We start from the raw sequence: 20,060 nt of genomic DNA, 5'->3' as shown, positions 1-20,060 counted from the left end.
GAAGGCCGGTTGTCATCGCACCACGGGCACGACCTTGTCGGTGGTCCAGAAGACCACCACGGACTGGGCGAAGGCGGTCGCCACGTCGTCGAGCAATTCCTCGGCCTTGAACCACGGCCGCGCGCTCACGAACACGATGTCGCGCGGCTGCAGCGCCAGGTCCGGCGCCTTGGCCGCGAGCACGTCGGTCAGGTTGACGACGAAGGTCTGCGGATGGTCCAGCGAGCCGCGCACCACGAGCACCTGCCGCCACCACGCCTTGGGCGTGAGGCCGCCGCGCCCCGCGATGGCGCGGGCCGCCGTGAGGTTTGCCGTGTAGGTGACGGGGCCCGGCGACTGCAACTCGCCGAGCAGGTAGACCTCCGGCAGATCCGCCGGCGGAAAATAGAAATAATCGCCGGGCTCGACCGCGATGTTCTGCGCCAGATCGCCCGCCGTGAAGAGTCGCTCGAAGTTCACCGGCGCCCGGTGCCCGCCGCGGACCAGGAAACTGCGCGAGAGGTCGGCCAGATCCACGACATTGCGCCCGGCCAGCCCGGTCTCGAAGCCCTTGGCCCGCGCCACCGCCTCGACGACGGTCATCGGCCGGTCGAGCGTGAACACGCCCTTTTGCGCGACCTTGCCGAGCATGAAATATTTTTTGCTGTGCAACTCCATCGGCGCGACCATCGTCCGCGGCGCCCGGCGGTAGTTGGCCAGCTCGGTATCGAGCCTGGCGCGGGCCTCGTCCACGGTGAGCCCGGCGACGGTCACATCGCGCGCCTCCAGAAAGCTGATGCGCCCGTCCGGCTGGATCGTGACCGCCGGCTGGGTCAGGGTCGGCTCGTTGTAGAGGGCGAGGCGCAGCACGTCACCCGGGCCGAGCGTGAGCTGCTTCTGCCAGTCAGCCCGTTGCCGCGGGGATACCACCGAAAGGGACTCGGGGGCCGCCGGTGGTGCGGGCGGCGCCTCGGCCGCCGGCTGAGCCCGCGCCCCGGTGGGTGCGACCAGGACCGCCACCAGCAGCAGCGCCGCCAGGTTGGGCAGCCAGCGGGCAAGGCGGTCGGTGGACACGGGCGTGGCCTCGCGGTTGATGACGGCCCCGACGACGTTGCAACGGGCATGACGCAGGGTCTCGAGCTGCGCACAGGTCTCGGGCGCCCCGGCAATGGTGCCGTCCACCAGCCAGACGAGGTTGGGCAGGTTCTGCGCCAGCAGCACCGATTCGGGAGCCGAGGCGGGCGGCAGTTCGACGAGGATGACGACGTTGTCCAGCGTCCGCCAGTGCCCGAGGGCGGCCAGCCATTCCTTGCGCCGCTCGAGATTCCATACCCAGCCCGGCAGCGGGATGTGCACATGCGGCGGGCCGTCGGGATTGACCAGCTGCTGGGCGATCTCCGCGGGGGAACTCAGCACATTTGCGGCCAGGGCGGTCGGCGCCGGCCAGGCCGCGGGCGGCGCGGACGGGGATGAGGGCGCGGCCTCGGCCTGCTTGAGGTTGCCGTCGGGCGACGGACGCGTGGAAATGGTGAGCACCCGGAAGCCGCACTGCGTCGCCGCCTCCGCGAGCAGGCGCACCCAGACCGAGCGGCCCTCGCCGGCGCTCGAGGAAGTGATACCGCAGACGAGGCCCTGGTTGGGCGACTCGCTGAGCCGGTTCTGCAGCGCCGTCCAAGTGCGGAAGCCCCACTGGATCTGCGCCGCCACCGGCATGCGTCCCAGGTGTCCGAGGCTGGCCAGCACAGGCAGGCGGGTGACGCGGCGCACGTCGGCCGCGGTTTTCAACCGGCGGTCGAAGAGCTCGATGCCCAGCACCACGCCGACGGTGAGCACCACGCCGAACAGACCGCCCAGGACGGCAAGGAAGCCGATCTTGGCCGCGGGATGATTGACCACCGCATGTTCGGGCGTGGCCGGGGCGAAGATCCGGTAATAACCCGGCGGATTGTCCTGCAGCATTTTCGTGAGCCGGAGCCGGCCGGCCAGCACCAGACGCTGACCCTCGAGGGCCTTGCTGACCTCGCGCATGATCTCGACGTCCCCGCCCGCCATGGCGGCGTCCATCGCCGCCCCGGAGGCGGCGGTCGGGTCCGGCGCGCCGCCGCCGCCGGGCGCGACCGCCGGCCGGTTGGCCAGCTGGGCGACCTGCTGCTCCAGCGCGGCGAGGCGGGCCTTTTGCTCCTGCACGAGCGGATGGGCCTCGGTATAGCGGGCCAGCAGGTCCGCCAGCTGCTCCCGCGCCTCGTCGAGCCTGGTCAGCAACAGCGTCGGGCGGGGCAGGGCCGCGGCCTTGAGCGCCGCCGGGGGCAACGTGCGGAACTTGGCGTTGAGCGCGGTGATCTCGCTTTCCACCTTGGTGAGCTGCTGCTCGAGATAATGGCTGGCATCGCCCGCCTCTTGCGACTGCAGCTGCTGGGTGAAGTGCACCGCCTCCGCCGCGTAGCGGTTGGCCAGCGCGACCGCCGCGGGCAGGTCCTGGCCGGAGATGGCCACGTTGAGAATGTCGCTGTTGCGTTCCGGCGTGATGCGCAACACGGCGGCCACCGCCCCGGCGGAGAGAGGGGGCTTGGACTGGGCGCCCACGCGCGCGTGCACCTCGACCGAATCGATCATGCTGGCGAGCGTGGGGGTCGCGATCTGGCGGGGCTGGAAAAGCTGCGGGTCGGGGGTCTCGTAACGGATGATCTGCGCGACGGCCGTGTAACCGGTGGACCAGAGCATCCGGCCGCCCTGCGCCCCGAGCAACAACCCGGCCACCGCGGCGGCGGCCAGCCAGGACCAGTGCTGCGCCACCGCCACCATCAGCGGCCAGAAATCCTGGACGGAGGACTTGGCGGGCGCGGGCAGCGGGGCCGCCCGGCCGTTCCATCGGGCGGGCGGCGGGGGAAAGTTCGGACGGGCTGGGTCGGGATCGACGCTGGCATTCATTGACATAAAAAGCGGCGGGCATCAACCCGACCAGTCCCACGGTAGCCTGCCCGCACCGGCCGGGTCAGTGGGTGAAAACCTCCAATCCAAGCCGGCGCGACCCCATCCATTCTCAGGCCCTTATTCCACCAGCCGGTTCTGGATGGCGTAATGGGTGAGTTCGGCGTTCGACTGCATGAGCATCTTCTCCAGGATGCGCGCCCGGTAGGTGCTGATGGTCTTCACGCTCAGCGCCAGCTGGTCCGCGATCTGGCTCACCGTCTTGCCCGAGGCGATGAGGCGCAGGACCAGGAATTCCCGGTCGGACAGCCGCTCGTGCGGGGGCTTCTGCACGTCGGTGCCGAGGTAGGCGGCCATCTGCTCGGCGAGGGCCGGGCTCACGTAGCGGCCGCCGGCCAGCACCTTTTTGATCGCGCCCACCAGCGCTTCGGGCGCGCTCTCCTTGGTCATGTAGCCGGCGGCGCCGCTCTTGAGCATGCGCAGGGCAAACTGGTCCTCCGGGTGCATGCTGAGCACGAGCACCGGCAGGCGCGGGCGCGACTTGCGGATCTCCCCGAGCACCTCGAGGCCGCTGCGGCCGGGCATCGTGATGTCGAGCACCACGACATCCCACTCCTGCTCCCAGACCTTGGCAATGGCCTCCTGCGCGGTGCCGGCTTCGCCAAACGCCGCGCGGCTGAACTCATCGGCCAAGATTTGCTTCAAGCCTTGGCGCACCACGGCGTGGTCGTCCGCGATCAGGATTTTCATGGGAAACAATGCTCCGCGGTGGCGGATGCGACCGCGGAATCTTGACGGTGACCGTGGTGCCCTTGCCGGGCCCGCCCTGGAAGGTGACCTCGCCGCCGAGCAGCGCGGCGCGCTCACCCATGCCCACGAGCCCGATGGACCGCGTGTCGTGGATCTCCGCGGCGGTGATGCCGCGGCCGTTGTCCTGGACCGTGAGGAGCACGCTCCCCTGCTCCTCGCTGGAACGGACGACCACCTTCGTCGCGTTGGCATGCCGCATGATGTTGGTGAGCGTCTCCTGGAAAATGCGGAAGAATGCGGTGTTGAGGTCGGCGTCGAGCGGCTCGTCATCGCGCAGCGTGCTGGCCACGTCGCATTCGATGCCGGTGCGGCCCTGGAAATCGTTGGCCTGCCACTCCAGCGCGGCCACGAGCCCGAGGTCGTCGAGGATGCCGGGGCGCAGCTCCGTGGCGATCCGGCGCACGGCGTGGATGGTCGTGTCGATGTGCCGGGACATGGCCTTGATCTTGTCGTGCAGCGGCCGTTGGCCGGCGGGCTGGCGGCCGAGCAGCCAGGAGAGGTCGAGCTTCAGGCTGGTGAGGGCCTGCCCCAGCTCGTCATGCACCTCGCGGGCGATGCGGGTGCGCTCCTCCTCGCGGACATACTGCAGGTAGACCGACAGGGCGCGGAGCTGCTCGTGCGACTCGCGCAGCTTTTCCTCCGCGCGTTTCCGCTCGGAGCGCTCGCCGGCCTCGCGCAGGGCGCGGTGCACGGCGGGCACGAGCTGGGAGAGCCGGGTCTTGAGCACATAGTCGGAAGCGCCGCGCTTCAGGGTCTCGATCGCGCGCTCCTCGCCCAGCGTGCCGGTGACGAAGATGAAGGGCACGTCGGGCAGTTTTTCGCGCGCCATTTGCAGCGCCAGCAACCCGTCGAAGGACGGGAGATGGTAGTCGGACAGGATCAGGTCGGGCGCGAGGCCCGTCAGCCGGTGCGCGAACTCCTCCCGGGTCTCGACGCGCTCCATGGTGTAGGCCAGGCCGCTCTGGCCCAGGGCATATTTCACCAGCTCGGCATCCGAGATGTCGTCCTCCAGCAGCAGAATGTGCGTCTCCTTGCTCACGCGTTGTTGCCCGCCCTGGCCCCGACCGGCCCGGGGGCCGTCTCCACGGCGTGAAGCGGACCCGGCGGACGGTTGCACTCGGTCCAGAAATGCTGGATGTCGCGCACCACCTCGGTGAATTGGCGGAAATCGATCGGCTTCACCACGTAGGCGTTGGCCCCCAGCTCATAGCACTGGTCCACGTCGTGGTCCCGGGACGAGGAGGTGAACACGATCACGGGGATGGTGCGGAGCGCGGCGTCGGTCTTGATCCGGCGCAGCACCTCCCAGCCGTCGATCCGCGGCATGTTCAGGTCGAGCAACAGCATCCCGGGGTTGCCGGTCGGGCGGTCCTTGAACGCCTCGCGGCCGTAAAGGTAGTCGAGCGCCTCCGCGCCGTCGTGGACCGTGCGCACCTCCAGGTCGGTGCCGCGATGGGCCAGGGCCTCCAGGGTCATCCGGAGGTCGTTTTCGTCGTCGTCGGCGACCAGGATCAGGTTGCGCCGGCTCATGGGACGGGGGCCGCCGCGACCGGCAGCGAGAAAAAGAACGTGGCTCCCTCGTTCACCGTGCCCTCGGCCCAGCTGCGGCCGCCATGCCGGTGGACGATGAGGCGCACGTTGGCCAGGCCGATGCCCGTGCCCTCGAATTCCGAAGGATGGTGCAGCCGCTGGAACACGCCGAAAAGCTTGTCCGCATACCGCATGTCGAAGCCGACCCCGTTGTCGCGCACGAAGCAGACCACCTCCCGCGCGTCGGCCTTGGCCCCGACCTCGATGCGTGCCACCTCCCGCGGCCGGGTGTATTTCAGGGCGTTGGCGAGCAGGTTGATCAGCACCTGTTGCAGCAGCGCCGGATCCCCGTCCACGTCCGGCAGGGGGCCGCTGATCCACTCGATCTTCCGGTCGTGCATCTCGCTGCGCAGCTCCCGCTGCGCGCCCCGGACCAGGGCGGCGAGCGAGACGCGGATCTTGCGCAGGTCGGCGCGGCCCAGCCGGGAGAACCCGAGCAGGGCGTCGATCAGGCGCGTCATGCGGGCCGCCGAATCGGCGATGCTCCGGGCCAGGCGCTGGCTCTCCTCGTCCAGGGCCGGGGCCGCGCGGGCCTGGAGCATCTCGATGAAGCCGGTGATGTGGCGCAACGGGGCCCGCAGGTCGTGCGACACGGAGTAGCTGAACGATTCGAGTTCCTGGTTCGCGGCCTCGAGCTCGGCGGTGCGGGCGCGCACGCGCTGCTCGAGCTCGACGTTCAACCGGCGGATCTCGGCCTCGGTTTCCTTGCGGGCGCTGATGTCCCGGATGATGGCCGTGTAGAGCGGCGGCTCGGAGGCGGCGATCGGCGTGATACCGAGCTCGATGGCGAGTTCCGCCCCGTTGGCGCGGCGGGCGGTCAGCTCGATCGGCCGGCCGATGAGACTGCCGGCCCCGAGGATCAGGTATTGCGCGAGCCCGTCGCGATAAACCTGCAGCAGCGTGGACGGGATGATGAGCGCATCGACGTTCCGGCCGATGGCCTCCGCCCGCGGGTAGCCGAACATGCGCTCCGCCGCGGTGTTCCAGTCGTGCACGATGCTTTCCCGGTCGATGGTGATGACCGCATCCAGGGCCGCCTGCAGGATCGCCGTGTTCCGGGCCTCGGCCCGCCGCAATTGCTCCTGCGCCAGTTTCTGCTGGGTGATGTCGCGGGCGATCTTGGCGGCGCCGATGACCCGGCCGGTGTCGTCCTTGATCGGGGATATGCCCTCCGACACGTCGATCCGCCGCCCGTCCTTGGTCACCCGCACCGTCTCGAAATGCTCGACCTTCTCCCCGCGCGCGAGCTTCGACAGGGTGGAGAGCTCCTCCTCGCTCCGCTCGGGCGGCAGCAGCATCACGATGGACCGGCCGACGGCCTCCTCCGCCGTGTAGCCGAAAATCTTCTCCGCCCCGTGATTCCAGCTGGTGATGATGCCCTCGAGGGTCTTGCTGATGATGGCGTCGTCCGAGCCCTGGACGATGGCCGCCAGCCGGGCCAGCACCGCCTCGACTTCCTTGTGCGTGGTGATGTCGCGGGTGATGACCGCGAAGCCGCGCAACCCGCCCTCGGGGTTCCGCAGGGTGCTCACCACCGTGTTGGCCCAGAAACGCGCCCCGCCCTTGCGCAGGCGCCAGCCCTCGCGCTCGCTGCGGCCCTTGTTTTCCGCCAGGCGCAGCAGCTTGCCCGGCTGACCGGCGGCCACGTCGGAGGCGAGGAACATGCACTCGTGCGAACGCCCGACGATCTCCGCGGCCGGGTAGCCCATGATCCACTCCGCGCCGGTGTTCCAGGTCGTGATGTTGCCCGCCGTGTCCAGCATGAAGATGGCATAATCCCTGACGCCCTCGACCAGGTTCCGGAAGTGCTCCTCACTCAGGCCGAGCGCATGCTCCGCCTCCACCCGCTTGCGCCGTTCCTCCGCCAGGCGCAGGGCGCGGGTCACGGCGGGCACCAGGCCGGTCAGCCGGTTCTTCAGGACGTAATCCGTGGCCCCGCTCTTGAGGCTTTCGATGGCGACTTCCTCGCCCATCGAGCCGGTGACAAAAAGGAAGGGCACCTCCGGGCACTGGTTTTGGGCGATGGCGAGGGCCGAAAAACCGTCGAACTGCGGCAGCCCGTGGTCGGAGAGGATGAGGTCGGGCGGTCCGCTGCGCAGCTCCTCGAGGAATTCCTCCTTCGTGCCCACGCGCTTGGAACGGAAGGAAAGCCCGCCCCGCCGCAGCTCGTGGTTGATGATCACCACGTCGGCGGGCACATCTTCGATTATCAGGACGTTGATTTCCTTCTTCATGCGGGGCTGCCGGCCTGGCCGCACTCGCGACCATGACAGCAGGGGCTATGGCAAGATAGGGCTCCGACCCGCCCACGTTAAGTAGGTGAACACCTGAAACCGCCCTCCACCCCGGCCCCAGAACCGGCCGCCTAGCGCATGTCCGCGGTGTATTGCTGCACGCACACCGGACAGAGCCCGTGCGTGAATTCGATCGCCAGCTGCTTGTGGAAATACTCTTCCAGCTGGATCCATTCGCCGCTCTCGTCGGGGATTTTCTTGCAGCCGGCGCAGATGCGCACGACCACCCGCGGGGCCTGCGACCGGGTCCATCGCGCGGTCAGCTCCCGCCGGAGGCGGTCGCGCTCGGCCTCCGCTTTGCGCCGCAGCTGGATTTCCCGGGTCAGCCGCAGGGCGCGGCGGATGGCGGGTCCCAGTTTGCCCAACTGGTGCTTCAGCACGAGATCGTCCGCCCCGCCGGCCAGCGCCCGGTTCACCGCCGCGGGCTGCATGTCGCCGGTCACGATGATAAAGGGCAGATCGGCACTGCGCGCCCGCACCTGCGTCAGCACGGCGAAACTGTCCCACTGGGCGCCACCATGGTCGCACAGCACCACGTCAGGCGGTTGCCGGTCGAGCTCCACGGCCAGTCTTTCGGGTGACTCGATACGCCGGATGGTGAACCGCTGACCGTCCTGGTCGAGTTCACGGCTGATCAGCTCGAAGTCCTCCACGATGTCTTCAACCACGAGAATGTGTCGGGATGGATCCATATGATGGAACCCAGCCTATCCCACCTTCCTCCGGTCTCACAGTAGGTGTATACCTACGGTCCATAACCCGCCCCTTGGCGCCTCGCCCCGGAGCGCGCTGGCCCGCTTGACCGGACGAGGCAGTGTTCTGGTTGGTTCCGCAAATCGGGCCAGCGCGCAAATGGCAAAGGGTGATCAGAGATGCGGCAGCGCGACCAGGTCGCTGTCCAGAATCGCGACGGTGGCCGATCCGAGCAGGCCGACGCTGTAATTTGGATTGGGGTTGATGGTCAGCGTCACGGTCAGCGGCACGACCTCAACCACCTGGTTGTCGATCGGCACGACCGGCACGGCCACCGAGGAGGCACCGGCGGGGATGACGACCGAGGTTCCCATTGACTGATAATCGGTGCCTGGCGTGGCGGTCCCTCCGGCCGTGAAGCACACGGTCAGCGCCAGCGTGGTGTCGCCCGACCGGGTGATGGTGAACTGTCCCGGCGTGCCCGCCTCGTTTGCCAGCGGCACCGAGGCCATCACGGTCACCGTCGCCAGTGCGGGCGGCGGTTGTGTGGTCGCGCTCGCCGTGTTCGAGTAGGCGGAGTTGCCCGCGCTGTTGAAGGCCCGCACCCGGTAGTAGTAGGTCGTGCTGGCGGTCAACCCCGTGTCGGAATAGCTCGTCGTGCCCGCCGCCAGCGAAGCGATCTGCGTGAAGGTCGCATTGTCCGTCGAGCGCTCGACCGTGTTGCCCTGCGCGTTGGTGGCGTTGTTCGTCCAGGTGAGATTGATCGCGCTCGATGAGGTCGCGCTCGCACTGAGGTTGCTCGGCGCGGCCGGCACGGTCGGCGGCGGCGCCTGGGTGGTCGCACTGGCCGTGTTCGAGTAGCCAGAGTTGCCCGCGCTATTGAAGGCCCGCACGCGATAGTAGTAGGTCGTGCTCGCGGCCAGGCCGGTATCGGAGTAGCTTGTGGAGTTTGCCGCGAGTGACGCGACCTGCGTAAAGGTCGTGTTGTCCGTCGAGCGTTCGACGCGGAAGCCGTCCTCGTTGTTGGTGTTGTCCGTCCACGTCAGGTTGATCGCGCTCGAAGAGGTCGCCGTCGCACTGAGATTGCTGGGAGCGGCCGGGATGGTCGGCGGCGGTGACTGCGTCGCGGCGCTGGCGGTGTTCGAGTAGGCGGAGTTGCCCGCGCTGTTGAAGGCCCGCACCCGGTAGTAGTAGGTCGTGCTCGCGGTCAACCCGGTGTCGGAGTAACTCGTCGTGCCCGCCGCCAGCGAAGCGATCTGCGTGAAGGTCGCATTGTCCGTCGAACGCTCGACCGTGTTGCCCTGCGCGTTGGTGGCGTTGTTCGTCCAGGTGAGATTGATCGCGCTCGACGACGTGGCCGTCGCACTCAGATTGCTCGGCGCCGCCGGCACGGTGGGCGGCGGCGTCACCACGCCGAGCGCCCGGTAAAGGTTGAGCCGGCCGCCGGTGACGCACTTGCCCTGCAGGCTGGGCAGCGGGTCGGTGCCGGAGAAAATGCTCTGCGCGACGGCGGTGTAGTGCGCGGACGGATTGTGGGCCAGCACCACCGCGGCCACGCCCGAGACGTGGGCCGCCGCCATGGACGTGCCGTTTTCGTATTGGTAGGCGCTGTCGCTGCCGTTCCAGCAGGAGAAGATGTCCTCGCCGGGCGCGCCCAGGTCGACGGTCCTGGCCCCGTAGTCCGAAAAGGAGGAGAGACCGTCGTTACGGTTGGTCGAGGCGACGACGATGACGTTATCCAATTGCTGGTTGTAACTCGCGGGATAGAGCGGAGTCGCATCGTTGTCGCTTTGCGAGTTTCCCGCCGCGGCGACGAAGAGGATCCCGGCGTCCCGGGCGGCCGCGATCGAGTCGTGGAGCGCCGAGGACTGGAAGCCGGTTCCGCCCCAGCTGGCGTTGATGATGTTGGCGTGGTGGCTGCGCGCGTAGTCGATGCAGGTGACGGCGTCGGAGATCGCACCGTTGCCCTGCGCATCGATGAACTTGAGGGCCATCAGCTGCACGCGCCACGCCACGCCGACGACGCCGACGGAATTGTTGCCGACGGCGCCGATGGTGCCAGACACGTGCGAGCCGTGGCCATTGTCATCCGTCGGGTCGCCGGTGCCCGTGATGGCGTTGATGCCGTGCACGTCGTTGATCGAGCTTGGGCTCGGGTTCGTCCACAGGTTCCCGGCGAGATCCTCGTGCGTGAGACGGATGCCCGTGTCGACCACCGCGACGATGACATTGGTGGCGTCATGCTGGATATCCCAGCCCTGCGGCGCCTTGATGTCGGCGCCCGGCGTGCCGCCGAGCTGGCCGGTGTTCTTCATCGCCCAGAGCGAACCGTCCCAGTAGCGGAAATCGTTCGGGTCGACCAGGAGGTGCACGAGGTAGTCGGGCTCCGCGTATTCGACCAGGCCGCTCGTCTGGTAGGCGGCAATCACGGCGGCGGCCAGCGAGCCGGCCGGGATCTGCAGCACCTGCAGGCCGCCGATGCCGGGAAAGGTGCGCAGCACGGTGACGCCGAGCTGCAGGTTCAGCGCCGTCAAGTCGACGCCCGGCAGAGGTTTCACCAGGATGCGGTCACTGCGCGCCGGGGCCGAAACGCTGGCGGTGGTGAGCTGGCCGCTCGGAGCGGGGTCGCTGATCAGCCGGAAGCTTGGCGTTAGCGGCCACAGTGACGCCGCAGCCAGCATGAGCGGCAGGGCAAACAGGAGGGCGAGCCGGCCAGCCGGCCGGCGGACAAGGCGGATGACGGAGGATGGCGTCTTCATGGCTGAGTAATCAGGCTTTCGGCGGGTTGCGACGGGCCCGCGGTTGAGCGGGCCAATCGGTGATTGACGATGGCCAGATGATAATGACCCGGCCGACGGGCGTTACTGGGTGATGACCCGAAATCGCCGGGGTGTGCGCCCCAACCCCCTTTTCATCCGGACCCGAGCCCGGCACGAGGCGTTGTAGGAACGACCACTTACTTAAGGCCACACCGGCCCGGTGCGCCCGGGAGGGGCGATTACGTCGCGGCGGAGCAGGCCGCTCCGCCCTGCCTCATGCGCAACAACGATGGTCTGTTACGCGAGACTCGATGGATCCAATAAAAATCCCGGGAGCCAGCTCCGGGGATTTTGATCAAACCAATGCCAATGCATCATACCCGACCTTTCTTCTCTTATTTGTAGGAGCCTGCTTGCAGGCGATTCATCGCGTGGTCCGTTGGCGAACGTTCCAAATCGCCTGCAAGCAGGCTCCTACATCCCCATCAAGCTGGGGCAAGCTCCGGGGGATTGCACCCACAGGAAATAAAAATCCCGGGACGCAGGGTCCCGGGATGTGGTGGCCGGAAAACATCGGCCGTTCAGCCGCCGTCGCATTTGTGCAGCTGGATATTGCCGCCGCCGAGATTGCCCGCGGCGTGGTAGCCGTTGGACAGGGTGATCTCGAAGACATCGTTGACGCCCGGCTCGCCCTTGTCACAGGCGCGCACGCGGGCGGTGCCGGGAGCGCCGTCGATGGTGACCGCATAATCGATGAGCCGGCAGTCGGGATCCGTGGGATCGATCTGATAGCCGGTCACGGCGGTGTCTTTCACGTGCATGCCGCTGCCATGGTCGATGTAGTTGAGGTGACCCCAGAACGCGCCGCTGTCGGTCGTGCCGCCGGCGACGCCGAAGTTGCCTTTCGCGCCCGAGGGCGTGCCGGTGATCCAGCCGCCACCGGTGATGAAGTCGCACGGCGAGCCCGGCGGCGGTGGCGTGGCGGCGCCGCACGAGATGTCGGCGTGCGCCGAACTGACCACGATGTCGGCCACCCCGTCGATCACGATGTGCAGCGCGTTGACGGTGATGCCACCGGAGTCGGCGCCGAGCGCGGTGATTTGCTCGTTGATGACGATGCGACCGACGGGCAGCGGGATCGTCTGGTTGGGCTGGCCCGTGACGGTCACGGGCTGGCCGTTGATGTTCAGGTTGGCGATCTGCGACGCGCCGCTGATCGATGCGCCCGTGCAGCAGTTCGCCATCGCCCACGCCGAGAGCGCGTCGGCGGTGACGACCGTGCCGCCGGCGGTGAGGTTGGTGCGACCAACCGTCGCCTCGGCGTAACTCGTGTCACCGAGCCCGTAGGTGACCGCGTGGCAGACCTCGACGCTGCCGAGGCCGGGCACGCTTTCCTGCAATAACGACGCCTGCAACGCGCCGCCCGAGCCGGGCAACGGGCCGGTGTCGGCCACCACCACCGGCGGCTGCCCGGCGAGCGTGGCGGAGACAACGGTGGCGCGACCACTGTAGCTTTGCGCCGTCGTCATCATGCCTTGGGCGTGGGCGGATGCCGTGACGAGCATCAGCCCGGTAATACAGCGCAGCATCAGGCTCAGGGCCGCGCCTTGGATTTTGGATTCTGGATTTTTCATGGGATTCTCCTTTTGTCCGGTGCAAGCCATGCGACCGGCCTGCAGCCAGAGACGAAGACGGCACCTTGGCACCCGGCCGGTGGGAATGCCATGGGGTGCAATGCTGAAATCGCGCCGGGGCGGACCTACCCTCGCCTGGGTTGCTCCTCCGCCCGCGTAAAGCCTCGGCTCGGCCCCGGAGCGCTCGTCCCGGCATGCCCCGTAAGCTGTTGGCTCGGATCGCCCCACCCGAACCGCCTCACCACGACAGCGGCACACGGGCACGGGGGAAGGAGCCGGCGCTGGCGGGACGTGGTCGGCGCAGTCTCCCGGGCTGGATCAAGGTCCGATCGGCGGGCCCGTCCGGCGGCCGGCGACGTCCCACGCAGCCTGGCCGTCCACCAGCGTGAAACTCATGCCCTTCAGCTGCGCACCCTCAAGCCCGAGCATATGGGCCGGCACCTGCAGCCGGATCCACTGCCCGGCAGCCGGCAACGCGCCCATGTTCTGCCGGCTGCTGGTGCCATACTCGCCATAGGGAATAAGATCCTCGCCCCAGAAGGCCCGGTGCTCCCAGCAACCATCGTTCCACGAGATCATGATCTCCCGCGGCGGGGTGGTGGGATCGAGGTAAACGTAGGCAAACAGCGTGTCGCCGTCATAGACCGGCAGCGTGGCCGTGGCTTTGGTGAAGGAGTGCCCGTGCTGTCCCGCGGCCAAGGCGGACAGGTGCACCAGGGAACCGGAATACGGTGTGGGATTGGCGGTCCAGGTCCAGGCATCCCCTCCCTCGGTGGCCGGTTGCGCGCCATCTGGTAGCGCGTCATCGACCCAGGTGATCTCGAGCGGCGGACTCGGAGGCGTTTGTGGGGCGAGCGCCGCGGCCAGGTTCAGCCGGCCGCCCGTCACGGTGACCCCGGCCAGACCGGGGCAAGGATCGACGGTCGAAAGTATCCGGGAGATCACCTCGTGGTGCGTCAGGGTGGGATATCGCGCCCAGATCAGGGCGCAGGCGCCCGTCACGAACGGGGCGGCCATGGACGTGCCGTCGAGGTAGCGGTAGTCGCTGTCCGAGCCGTTCCAGGTGGAGAAGATCGGCGAGCCCGGCGCGCCGAGGTGGACCGTGGTGCTGCCGAAGTTGGAAAAAGAAGCCCTCGCGTCGGTGCGATCCGTGGCGGCCACGGCGATGATGTTGTCAAACTCGTAACTGGCGGGGAAGAGCGAGTTGGCATCGTTGTCGTTGTTGTCGTTGCCGCAGGCCGCGACCAGGATGATGTCCGCATCGCGCAGGCTGTTGATGGCATCGCGCAACGCCGACGAGGTGAAGCTGTAGCCGCCCCAGCTGGCGTTGACGATCTTCGCCCCGTGAGCGCGCGCGTAATCGAGGCACGTGATGGCGTCGGAAATCGAACCGTTGCCCGTGGCGTCGATGAACTTGCACGCCATGATCTGCACCTGCCAGGCCACGCCGACGACGCCGACGGCGTTGTTGCCCACCGCCCCGAAGATGCCGGCGACATGCGTGCCGTGGCCGTAATCGTCGCTGGGATCGCCGGTGCCGGTGATGGCGTTGATGCCGTGGACATCGCCGATGGTCGGCGCGAGGTTGGTCCAGAGGTTGGGTGCGAGGTCCTCGTGCGTCAGGCGCACGCCGGTGTCGACGTCGGCGACGATCACGTTGGCGGCCGTATCCTGGATGTCCCAGGCCTGCGGGGCGTGGATGTCGCAGCCCGGCGTGCCCCCATAAATGCCGGTGTTGTGCAGGCCCCACAGCGAGCCGTCCCAGTAACGGAAATCGTTCGGGATCGTGTCCAGCGCCCGCACGATGAAGTCCGGCTCCGCATATTCGACGAGGCCGCTCTGCCGCAGGGCGCGCAAAGTGCTGTCCGGATCGGCGCCCGTGGGCAGGTCGACCACCTGCAGGCCGCCGATCTTGGCGAAGGCGCGCCGCACCTTGGTGCCGAGCGACTGGTGCAGCCCGGTGAGGTCCGTCTGCATCTTCGGCTTCACGAGGATGCGATCGGTCCGGAATTTCACCGGTGGCGGCAAGGCGGTCGCATCAGTGGCCGCCACCGTTCCGCCGGCGGCAATGATCAACAGGCCCAGCAACACCAGGCGGATGCCGGATCCATCAGCGATCCGTCCCATGCCGGTGGCGATCGCGCGTAGGGTGACTTTCATGGCTCTGTCCCTTTGGTTTGAGTGTGCTTGCCACCTGGAACGCACACCGCGCGCGACCCGGGGGCCGCTGTTTATAGCAGAACCGCCCACCCGGTTCGGGTGGGTCAATGCCTGCAAATTCCCGGGTTCGATACCCTACATTCCCGCCGGCGGCGGGGCGCCGGCTGAAGGGATCACGATCGCAGCACCAACATTGCCGGGCCCGCCGCCCGGCAGCCGCCGGAAACCCGTCCCCGGGGATTTCTCACAAAGGCACCGGCACGGGCACGGGGGACGGAACCGGCGATGGCGCGGGGGACGGCGTGCCGGTGGTGGTGCCGGACGGAATCGAAACCATGAGGGCCTTGTAGAGATCGAGCCGGCCCCCGGTCACGGTGTGGCTCGCCAGGGTGGGCAACGGGTCGGTGCTGCTGAGGATGCTGTTCCTGACCTGCTGGTAGGTGGCCCCCGGATTGTGCGCCCAGATGAGCGCGCAGGCCCCGGCCACGTGCGGCGCCGCCATGGAGGTGCCGTTGTCGTATTGGTAGGCGCTGTCGCTGCCGTTCCAGCAGGAGAAGATGTCCTCGCCGGGCGCGCCGAGGTGCACGGTGTGTGCGCCGTAGTTGGAGAACCACGCCTTGGCGTCGGTGCGGTTGGTCGCGGCGACCGCGATGATGTTGTCGAGATTGAAGCTCGCCGGGTAAAGCGGCCGGGCGTCGTTGTCGTTGTTGTCGTTGCCGCAGGCGGCGACGAACAGGATGCCGGCCGACCGCAGGCTGTTGATGGCGTCGTAGAGCGCGGACGAGTTGAAGTTGTAGCCGCCCCAGCTGGCGTTGACGATCTTCGCGCCCTTCTGGCGCGCGTAGTCGAGGCAGGTGATGGCGTTGGAAATGCTGCCGTTGCCCTGCGCGTCGATGAACTTGCATTCCATCAGCTGGACGCGCCAGGCCACGCCCGTGATCCCCACCGAGTTGTTCCCCACCCCGCCGATCGTGCCGCTCACGTGCGAGCCATGGCCGTAGTCGTCGAGCGGCAGCCCGGTGCCGAGGATGGCGTTGATGCCGTGCACGTCGTCGATGTAGCCGTCGTGGTCGTCGTCGATGCCATTCGTGCTTTTGTCGAGGCCGAGGGCGTCCTTGCCGCTCTCACCGGGATTGGTCCAGAGGTTGGCGGCCAGGTCCTCGTGACTCAGCCAGGCACCGGTGTCGGTGACCGCGACGATGATGTTGGCCGCCGAGTTCTGCACGTCCCAGCCTTGGGGCGCCCTGATGTCGGCGCCGGGCGTGCCGCCGTAGATGCCGGTGTTGTGCAGACCCCAGAGCGAGCCGTCCCAATACCGGAAATCGTTCGGCGTGGTATCCAGCGCATGCACGATGAAGTCGGGCTCGGCGTATTGCACCAGCGCGCTGAGTTGGTAGGCGGCAATCAGGGCGGGGACGCCGGCCCCGGCCGGCACCTGCACCACCTGCAGGCCGCCGATGCCGGGAAACTCGCGCAGCACCGTGGTGCCCAGCGAGGCGTGCAGGCCGGACAGATCGGCCCCGGCCGCGGGCTTGACGAGGATGCGGTCGGGCTGGAAAGCGGCGGGGGCTCCGGGATCAAGGCTGACCTGACCGCGGGCCGGCGGGGCGAGCAGCAGCAGCAGGGCGAGCAGCCCCGCGGCAAGATGCGCCGCGAGCGGGGTGTTGGGATCCGCGCGGCGCAGGAGGAGGATGGCCGGAAAGTTCATGGGGACAGTTGTTTTGTTGGCTCCATTTATAGCACTTTCCCGCCCGGGCCGCCGGGGGGTGAAGGCCTGCTCCGGCGGGGGCTCGAGACCCCGGCGTCGGGTGGGCCGCTCAACACCCGCGGGGCAAGCCGCCGGCACCCGGCCGGGTCCTGCCACCCGCCAAACCGGAGGGTCCCCTCTGGCCAGGGAACATCGGCAAAGGGTCATGGCGAGGAGTCATACCAATCACCAATCGGTATCGGATTTTTCACCCGAAGATCGCCAAGGACACAAAGCACCCAATCGTTTGGGCATGAATCTGCTCTGCGTTCTTTGCGATCTTGGTGTAAAATCTCACCTCAAATCGTAATTGGTATCACACCCTGCGGGAGGACGAACTGAAAGCAGAAGAGAGTCTCACGCGAAGTATTGCCGGGGAGACTTCCAATCCAGAACCCTTCTTGCGTAGCGGTATTCTGCCTTTCCTCGCGAACTACGCGGCTTCGCGTGAGGAAAAGCAGGCCCCAGTGAGGCCCAGTGAAGCTCTAGATGTGTCTTCAAACCTCCGAAAAGGACCACTAATACCAAACACCCAAAGCTTTTACACGAAGGCCGCAAAGAACGCAGAGATATTTCCCTTCGCAGGATCTGCTTCGCGGTCTTGGCGACCTTGGTGTAGAGTGTAGTCGCTTGAGGCGATTGGTATAATGAGATTTCACCAAGGATGAAATCCACAGAAACCGCTCCGGCTGATCGCCTGCGCGGTGGGTTTCGGGGGCCCGCTAATCGCGGGCAGAGAGGGCGGCGATCAGCCGGAGCAGTGAAAGTAGATTCCGCCGTTGGCGGAATCCTTTTAGTGGTCCCCCCTTCCGAGCTTTGAAAACACTCCCGATTGAAGGCAGAGGCGGGAGCTGCACTCCCGGTCTCAAGCAGGGTTACACCCCCTAGGTTGGAACCAATGTAGAACCAGAGTGGAACCAGAGTAGAACCAATGTGCGAGGAAACCATGAACCAACACCTCCCGATGCGCCCCGGGGCTTCACCCCAGGTCCCAGAAGCGCTCAGGAGGATGATCGAACGGAGAGCGAACGAGAGCGAACGAGAGCGAAAGCAGAGCGAAGGCAGAGCGAAGGCAGCCCGTGCGCCGGGCATAGGACAACCGGGGCGATTGACCAGTGAGGGCCTGGCGGCTCGCTCAGTCAGGGGAGTTGCGTGGCGTAAATGGTACGATCGGACGCCGAGGCCAGTTCCACCCACTTCGACGGCTGGAACCGCGGGCTGCCACCCATATTGGCGAGGTTCTCGTCGTAGTGAAACGCGGCGGCGCGATCTGCGCGGGCAAATCTCCTTTCGTGGCGTATTCCACGAAAGCCGTGCGCGCCGCCGGTCGCCGGGGCAGTGCCCCGTGCTCAATTCGGTGTGAACGTCAGCGATGTGATCGTCGCCTGCGTGGCGGTCGGGAGATTGTGCGAGGTCACAGCGACGCCCGCCAACACGGTTGTGTCCATGTTCACGGTCTGCGTTCCGACCGGTGTCCAGTTGCTGCCGTCGGGCGAGACGTAGGCGGTGAACGTGCTGCCGCTACGCACGAGGCGCGTCCAATACGGCGCATTCACCCACGGACCTGCGATCAGGTTCGTCGGACCCCCGGCCGTGAGGCGCGATTGCATCCCGGCGGCGTTGCCGGCGGTAAGCATCGCGAACACATTCGGCGCGCCGGGATCGAGCGTGGCGCGGATCATCACGCCGGCCTTCGCCCACGGATCCGTGTCGCCGAGCCCGATGATATGGGCGCGCACGCCTCCACCCGGCCCGGCATCCGATCATGATGCGTATCCGACCCAACGAGATGTAAAACGGGCGAAACCCTGGCAGCGGCCCATTGCCGTTGGGTTTTGACTTCGCCCGGCTTTCTGAATTAGTCGGTTCGTCCGGCTCGTTTCGCGGGAGACATCCCGGACCTGCCCATGAAGCCCAAATCCTCCGGCGCGGGAAAGGCGAGCCAACGCAAAGGCGCGGCCCGGCTGTCTCGGAAGAGGACAAAGGCGGCCGGCGATTGGTCGCCCGACGGGGCGCTATTGGACGGCACGGTGTTGTTCGGCCCGTTCCGCGAACCACCGGTTGACCACCAAAAAGTGGTGGCCGTCGTGGTCCAGGGGGAGACGTGGTTTACCGTTCATACCGGCGAGCGAATCCCCCTTGAGGCGCAGTCCGAATTGAAGCGTTGGGTAAGAACAAGGGTGGCCTATTACGAGCGGACGAAGCGCGCATGAGCAACCTGCCGCGGGCGGTGGCATGACTTCCCGGCAAAAGCTGCGGCTGTTCCCTTGCATCAGGCACTCGACGTAACTGCGTGGCCGGACCCAGCTGTGATCTTCGTGTTTTGCGCTGAAATCCTGGCCCGGCAGGCCGCGATGAGTGGCTGTTCGAAATACCGGTGGCTCAGAGACGCCAGCGCAACAACGAGCACAATGGTGAGCAGCAGGCAGACCGCGGCAGTGGTGACAAAGGGAAGCCTCAGGACAAGGCTTTCGACATAGATATGAAACAGATAGATCCCGTAACTGACCCGACCGACGTGCGCGAGTAGTTTGAAGTCGAAAACGGCCGATCTTTTTCGGACGACCAGCCCGCCGACCGATAGCGCCATCAACGCAAAGAGCAGTTCGGCATCCCAACTGGTTTGCGACTCCATGGGGTGAGTGGCCATCCAGGTGAATGCCAGGATCATGAGACCGGCCACTTTCCAGCGGGCATCAGTGAGCCGTGCCAGCAGATTGAAGGACCTCTCGCAGTCCAAGGCAAAGCCCAGCAGCACCCCCCAGATGACCGGCTCCTGATAGCTGAAGACCACCCGCCAAATGGCGGAATCCACATCGACATTCCCGGCCACCCGGTAGGTCATGAATTTTACCAGCAGCGCCGCAAAAAGCACACCGGCGGCCTGTCTCGGGCCAAGCCACACCAGCAAAAAACCGAAGCCCAGGTAAAACTGCTCTTCGACTGCGAGGGACCATGAATGGAAGAATGGACCCTGCGTGGCGGTGGGCAGCCAATTGCTGAAATAGAAGATGTAGGAAGGCAGCTTGGCTTTGAACAACGCCTGGTTCTCCGGGCTATATTGGTTGAAAAGATAGATCAGAACCGCCTGGAAGATCAGCACCGCATAGTAAAGCGGCAGCAGCCGCACCGCCCGACGGGCATAGAATTTTCTCAGCGAAATCCCGCCACTGCCCCTGGCTTCACGGAGAAGCAGGGTTGAGATCAGAAATCCGCTTAGGACAAAAAATAACGACACCCCATGGCGGCCATTCTCTTGCAGTATATCGATCAACGGCAGCTTGAGCCGGGGCGCATGATAGAGGACCACCAAAAGAATGGCGATGCCGCGCAACCCGTCCAGTCCGCTAAAATAGCGAACGCCTTGAAAGTCACGAAAATCGATCTGGATTCGGGGCGTGGAAGTCATCGACCGGCCGTTCCTGTGAAGTTGAGTGCCTTTGCGCATGAACGGGTGGACAGCTCC

General features: G+C 66.7%; 13 protein-coding genes. 1 reads left to right on the top strand and 12 read right to left on the bottom strand.

The window, feature by feature from the left end:
* Positions 1-12: 12 nt before the first annotated feature.
* The 11 genes from BLU29_RS14095 to BLU29_RS14045 all read right to left on the bottom strand — a co-directional run bounded on the left by BLU29_RS14095 (position 13) and on the right by BLU29_RS14045 (position 18,333).
* Positions 13-2,907, bottom strand: coding sequence for a polysaccharide biosynthesis/export family protein (locus tag BLU29_RS14095; protein WP_157693886.1), 2,895 nt, complete (start codon positions 2,905-2,907; stop codon positions 13-15).
* A 120-nt stretch (positions 2,908-3,027) separates the two neighbouring features.
* Positions 3,028-3,657: a response regulator transcription factor gene (locus BLU29_RS14090; RefSeq protein ID WP_091059163.1), complete on the bottom strand. Its 630-nt coding sequence runs from the start codon at positions 3,655-3,657 to the stop codon at positions 3,028-3,030.
* Positions 3,590-4,756, bottom strand: a complete 1,167-nt coding sequence (locus tag BLU29_RS14085; RefSeq protein ID WP_157693885.1) for a histidine kinase — start codon at positions 4,754-4,756, stop codon at positions 3,590-3,592. Before BLU29_RS14085 ends, BLU29_RS14090 begins: the two co-directional genes overlap by 68 nt.
* A complete protein-coding gene (locus BLU29_RS14080) occupies positions 4,753-5,247 on the bottom strand; it encodes a response regulator (RefSeq protein ID WP_091059157.1) in 495 nt (164 codons plus the stop codon). The genes BLU29_RS14085 and BLU29_RS14080 overlap by 4 nt, the downstream gene beginning before the upstream one ends.
* A complete protein-coding gene (locus BLU29_RS14075) occupies positions 5,244-7,541 on the bottom strand; it encodes a PAS domain S-box protein (RefSeq protein ID WP_091059155.1) in 2,298 nt (765 codons plus the stop codon). Before BLU29_RS14075 ends, BLU29_RS14080 begins: the two co-directional genes overlap by 4 nt.
* A 131-nt stretch (positions 7,542-7,672) precedes the next feature.
* Complete coding sequence (locus BLU29_RS14070) at positions 7,673-8,293, bottom strand: response regulator (RefSeq protein ID WP_091059152.1); 621 nt, start codon at positions 8,291-8,293, stop codon at positions 7,673-7,675.
* Between the two features lie 174 nt (positions 8,294-8,467).
* Positions 8,468-11,053 (bottom strand): S8 family serine peptidase, encoded by a 2,586-nt coding sequence (locus BLU29_RS14065; protein WP_091059150.1) that lies wholly within the window; start codon positions 11,051-11,053, stop codon positions 8,468-8,470.
* A gap of 581 nt (positions 11,054-11,634) precedes the next feature.
* Positions 11,635-12,687, bottom strand: a complete 1,053-nt coding sequence (locus BLU29_RS14060; protein WP_091059148.1) for a choice-of-anchor P family protein — start codon at positions 12,685-12,687, stop codon at positions 11,635-11,637.
* 318 nt (positions 12,688-13,005) lie between these two features.
* Positions 13,006-14,847 carry a S8 family peptidase gene (locus BLU29_RS14055; protein ID WP_091059145.1) on the bottom strand — a complete coding sequence of 614 codons (1,842 nt, stop codon included), beginning with the start codon at positions 14,845-14,847 and terminating at the stop codon, positions 13,006-13,008.
* Positions 14,848-15,091: 244 nt separating this feature from the next.
* Entirely contained in the window at positions 15,092-16,555 is a 1,464-nt protein-coding gene (locus BLU29_RS14050) for a S8 family peptidase (protein ID WP_157693884.1), read from the bottom strand.
* Positions 16,556-17,943: 1,388 nt separating this feature from the next.
* Positions 17,944-18,333: a hypothetical protein gene (locus BLU29_RS14045; RefSeq protein ID WP_091059140.1), complete on the bottom strand. Its 390-nt coding sequence runs from the start codon at positions 18,331-18,333 to the stop codon at positions 17,944-17,946.
* 168 nt (positions 18,334-18,501) lie between these two features.
* Here BLU29_RS14045 and BLU29_RS14040 point away from each other — a divergent pair, with 168 nt between their 5' ends.
* Positions 18,502-18,807, top strand: coding sequence for a hypothetical protein (locus BLU29_RS14040; RefSeq protein ID WP_091059138.1), 306 nt, complete (start codon positions 18,502-18,504; stop codon positions 18,805-18,807).
* Positions 18,808-18,866: 59 nt separating this feature from the next.
* On the opposite strand, the gene BLU29_RS14035 is transcribed toward BLU29_RS14040, so the two are convergent.
* Complete coding sequence (locus BLU29_RS14035; RefSeq protein ID WP_091059135.1) at positions 18,867-20,042, bottom strand: acyltransferase; 1,176 nt, start codon at positions 20,040-20,042, stop codon at positions 18,867-18,869.
* Positions 20,043-20,060 lie beyond the last annotated feature (18 nt).

The sequence above is a fragment of the Opitutus sp. GAS368 genome, assembly GCF_900104925.1.
In the GTDB taxonomy this organism is placed as follows: Bacteria; Verrucomicrobiota; Verrucomicrobiia; order Opitutales; family Opitutaceae; genus Lacunisphaera.
This window is presented reverse-complemented; position numbering and strand designations above follow the sequence as displayed.

Excerpts from the sequence above, each read along its gene's own strand:
- BLU29_RS14095 (WP_157693886.1), bottom strand. The coding sequence starts at position 2,907 with ATGAATGCCAGCGTCGATCCCGACCCAGCCCGTCCGAACTTTCCCCCG.
- BLU29_RS14090 (WP_091059163.1), bottom strand. The coding sequence starts at position 3,657 with ATGAAAATCCTGATCGCGGACGACCACGCCGTGGTGCGCCAAGGCTTG.
- BLU29_RS14080 (WP_091059157.1), bottom strand. The coding sequence starts at position 5,247 with ATGAGCCGGCGCAACCTGATCCTGGTCGCCGACGACGACGAAAACGAC.
- BLU29_RS14075 (WP_091059155.1), bottom strand. The coding sequence starts at position 7,541 with ATGAAGAAGGAAATCAACGTCCTGATAATCGAAGATGTGCCCGCCGAC.
- BLU29_RS14070 (WP_091059152.1), bottom strand. The coding sequence starts at position 8,293 with ATGGATCCATCCCGACACATTCTCGTGGTTGAAGACATCGTGGAGGAC.
- BLU29_RS14065 (WP_091059150.1), bottom strand. The coding sequence starts at position 11,053 with ATGAAGACGCCATCCTCCGTCATCCGCCTTGTCCGCCGGCCGGCTGGC.
- BLU29_RS14060 (WP_091059148.1), bottom strand. The coding sequence starts at position 12,687 with ATGAAAAATCCAGAATCCAAAATCCAAGGCGCGGCCCTGAGCCTGATG.
- BLU29_RS14055 (WP_091059145.1), bottom strand. The coding sequence starts at position 14,847 with ATGAAAGTCACCCTACGCGCGATCGCCACCGGCATGGGACGGATCGCT.
- BLU29_RS14050 (WP_157693884.1), bottom strand. The coding sequence starts at position 16,555 with ATGAACTTTCCGGCCATCCTCCTCCTGCGCCGCGCGGATCCCAACACC.
- BLU29_RS14040 (WP_091059138.1), top strand. The coding sequence starts at position 18,502 with ATGAAGCCCAAATCCTCCGGCGCGGGAAAGGCGAGCCAACGCAAAGGC.
- BLU29_RS14035 (WP_091059135.1), bottom strand. The coding sequence starts at position 20,042 with ATGCGCAAAGGCACTCAACTTCACAGGAACGGCCGGTCGATGACTTCC.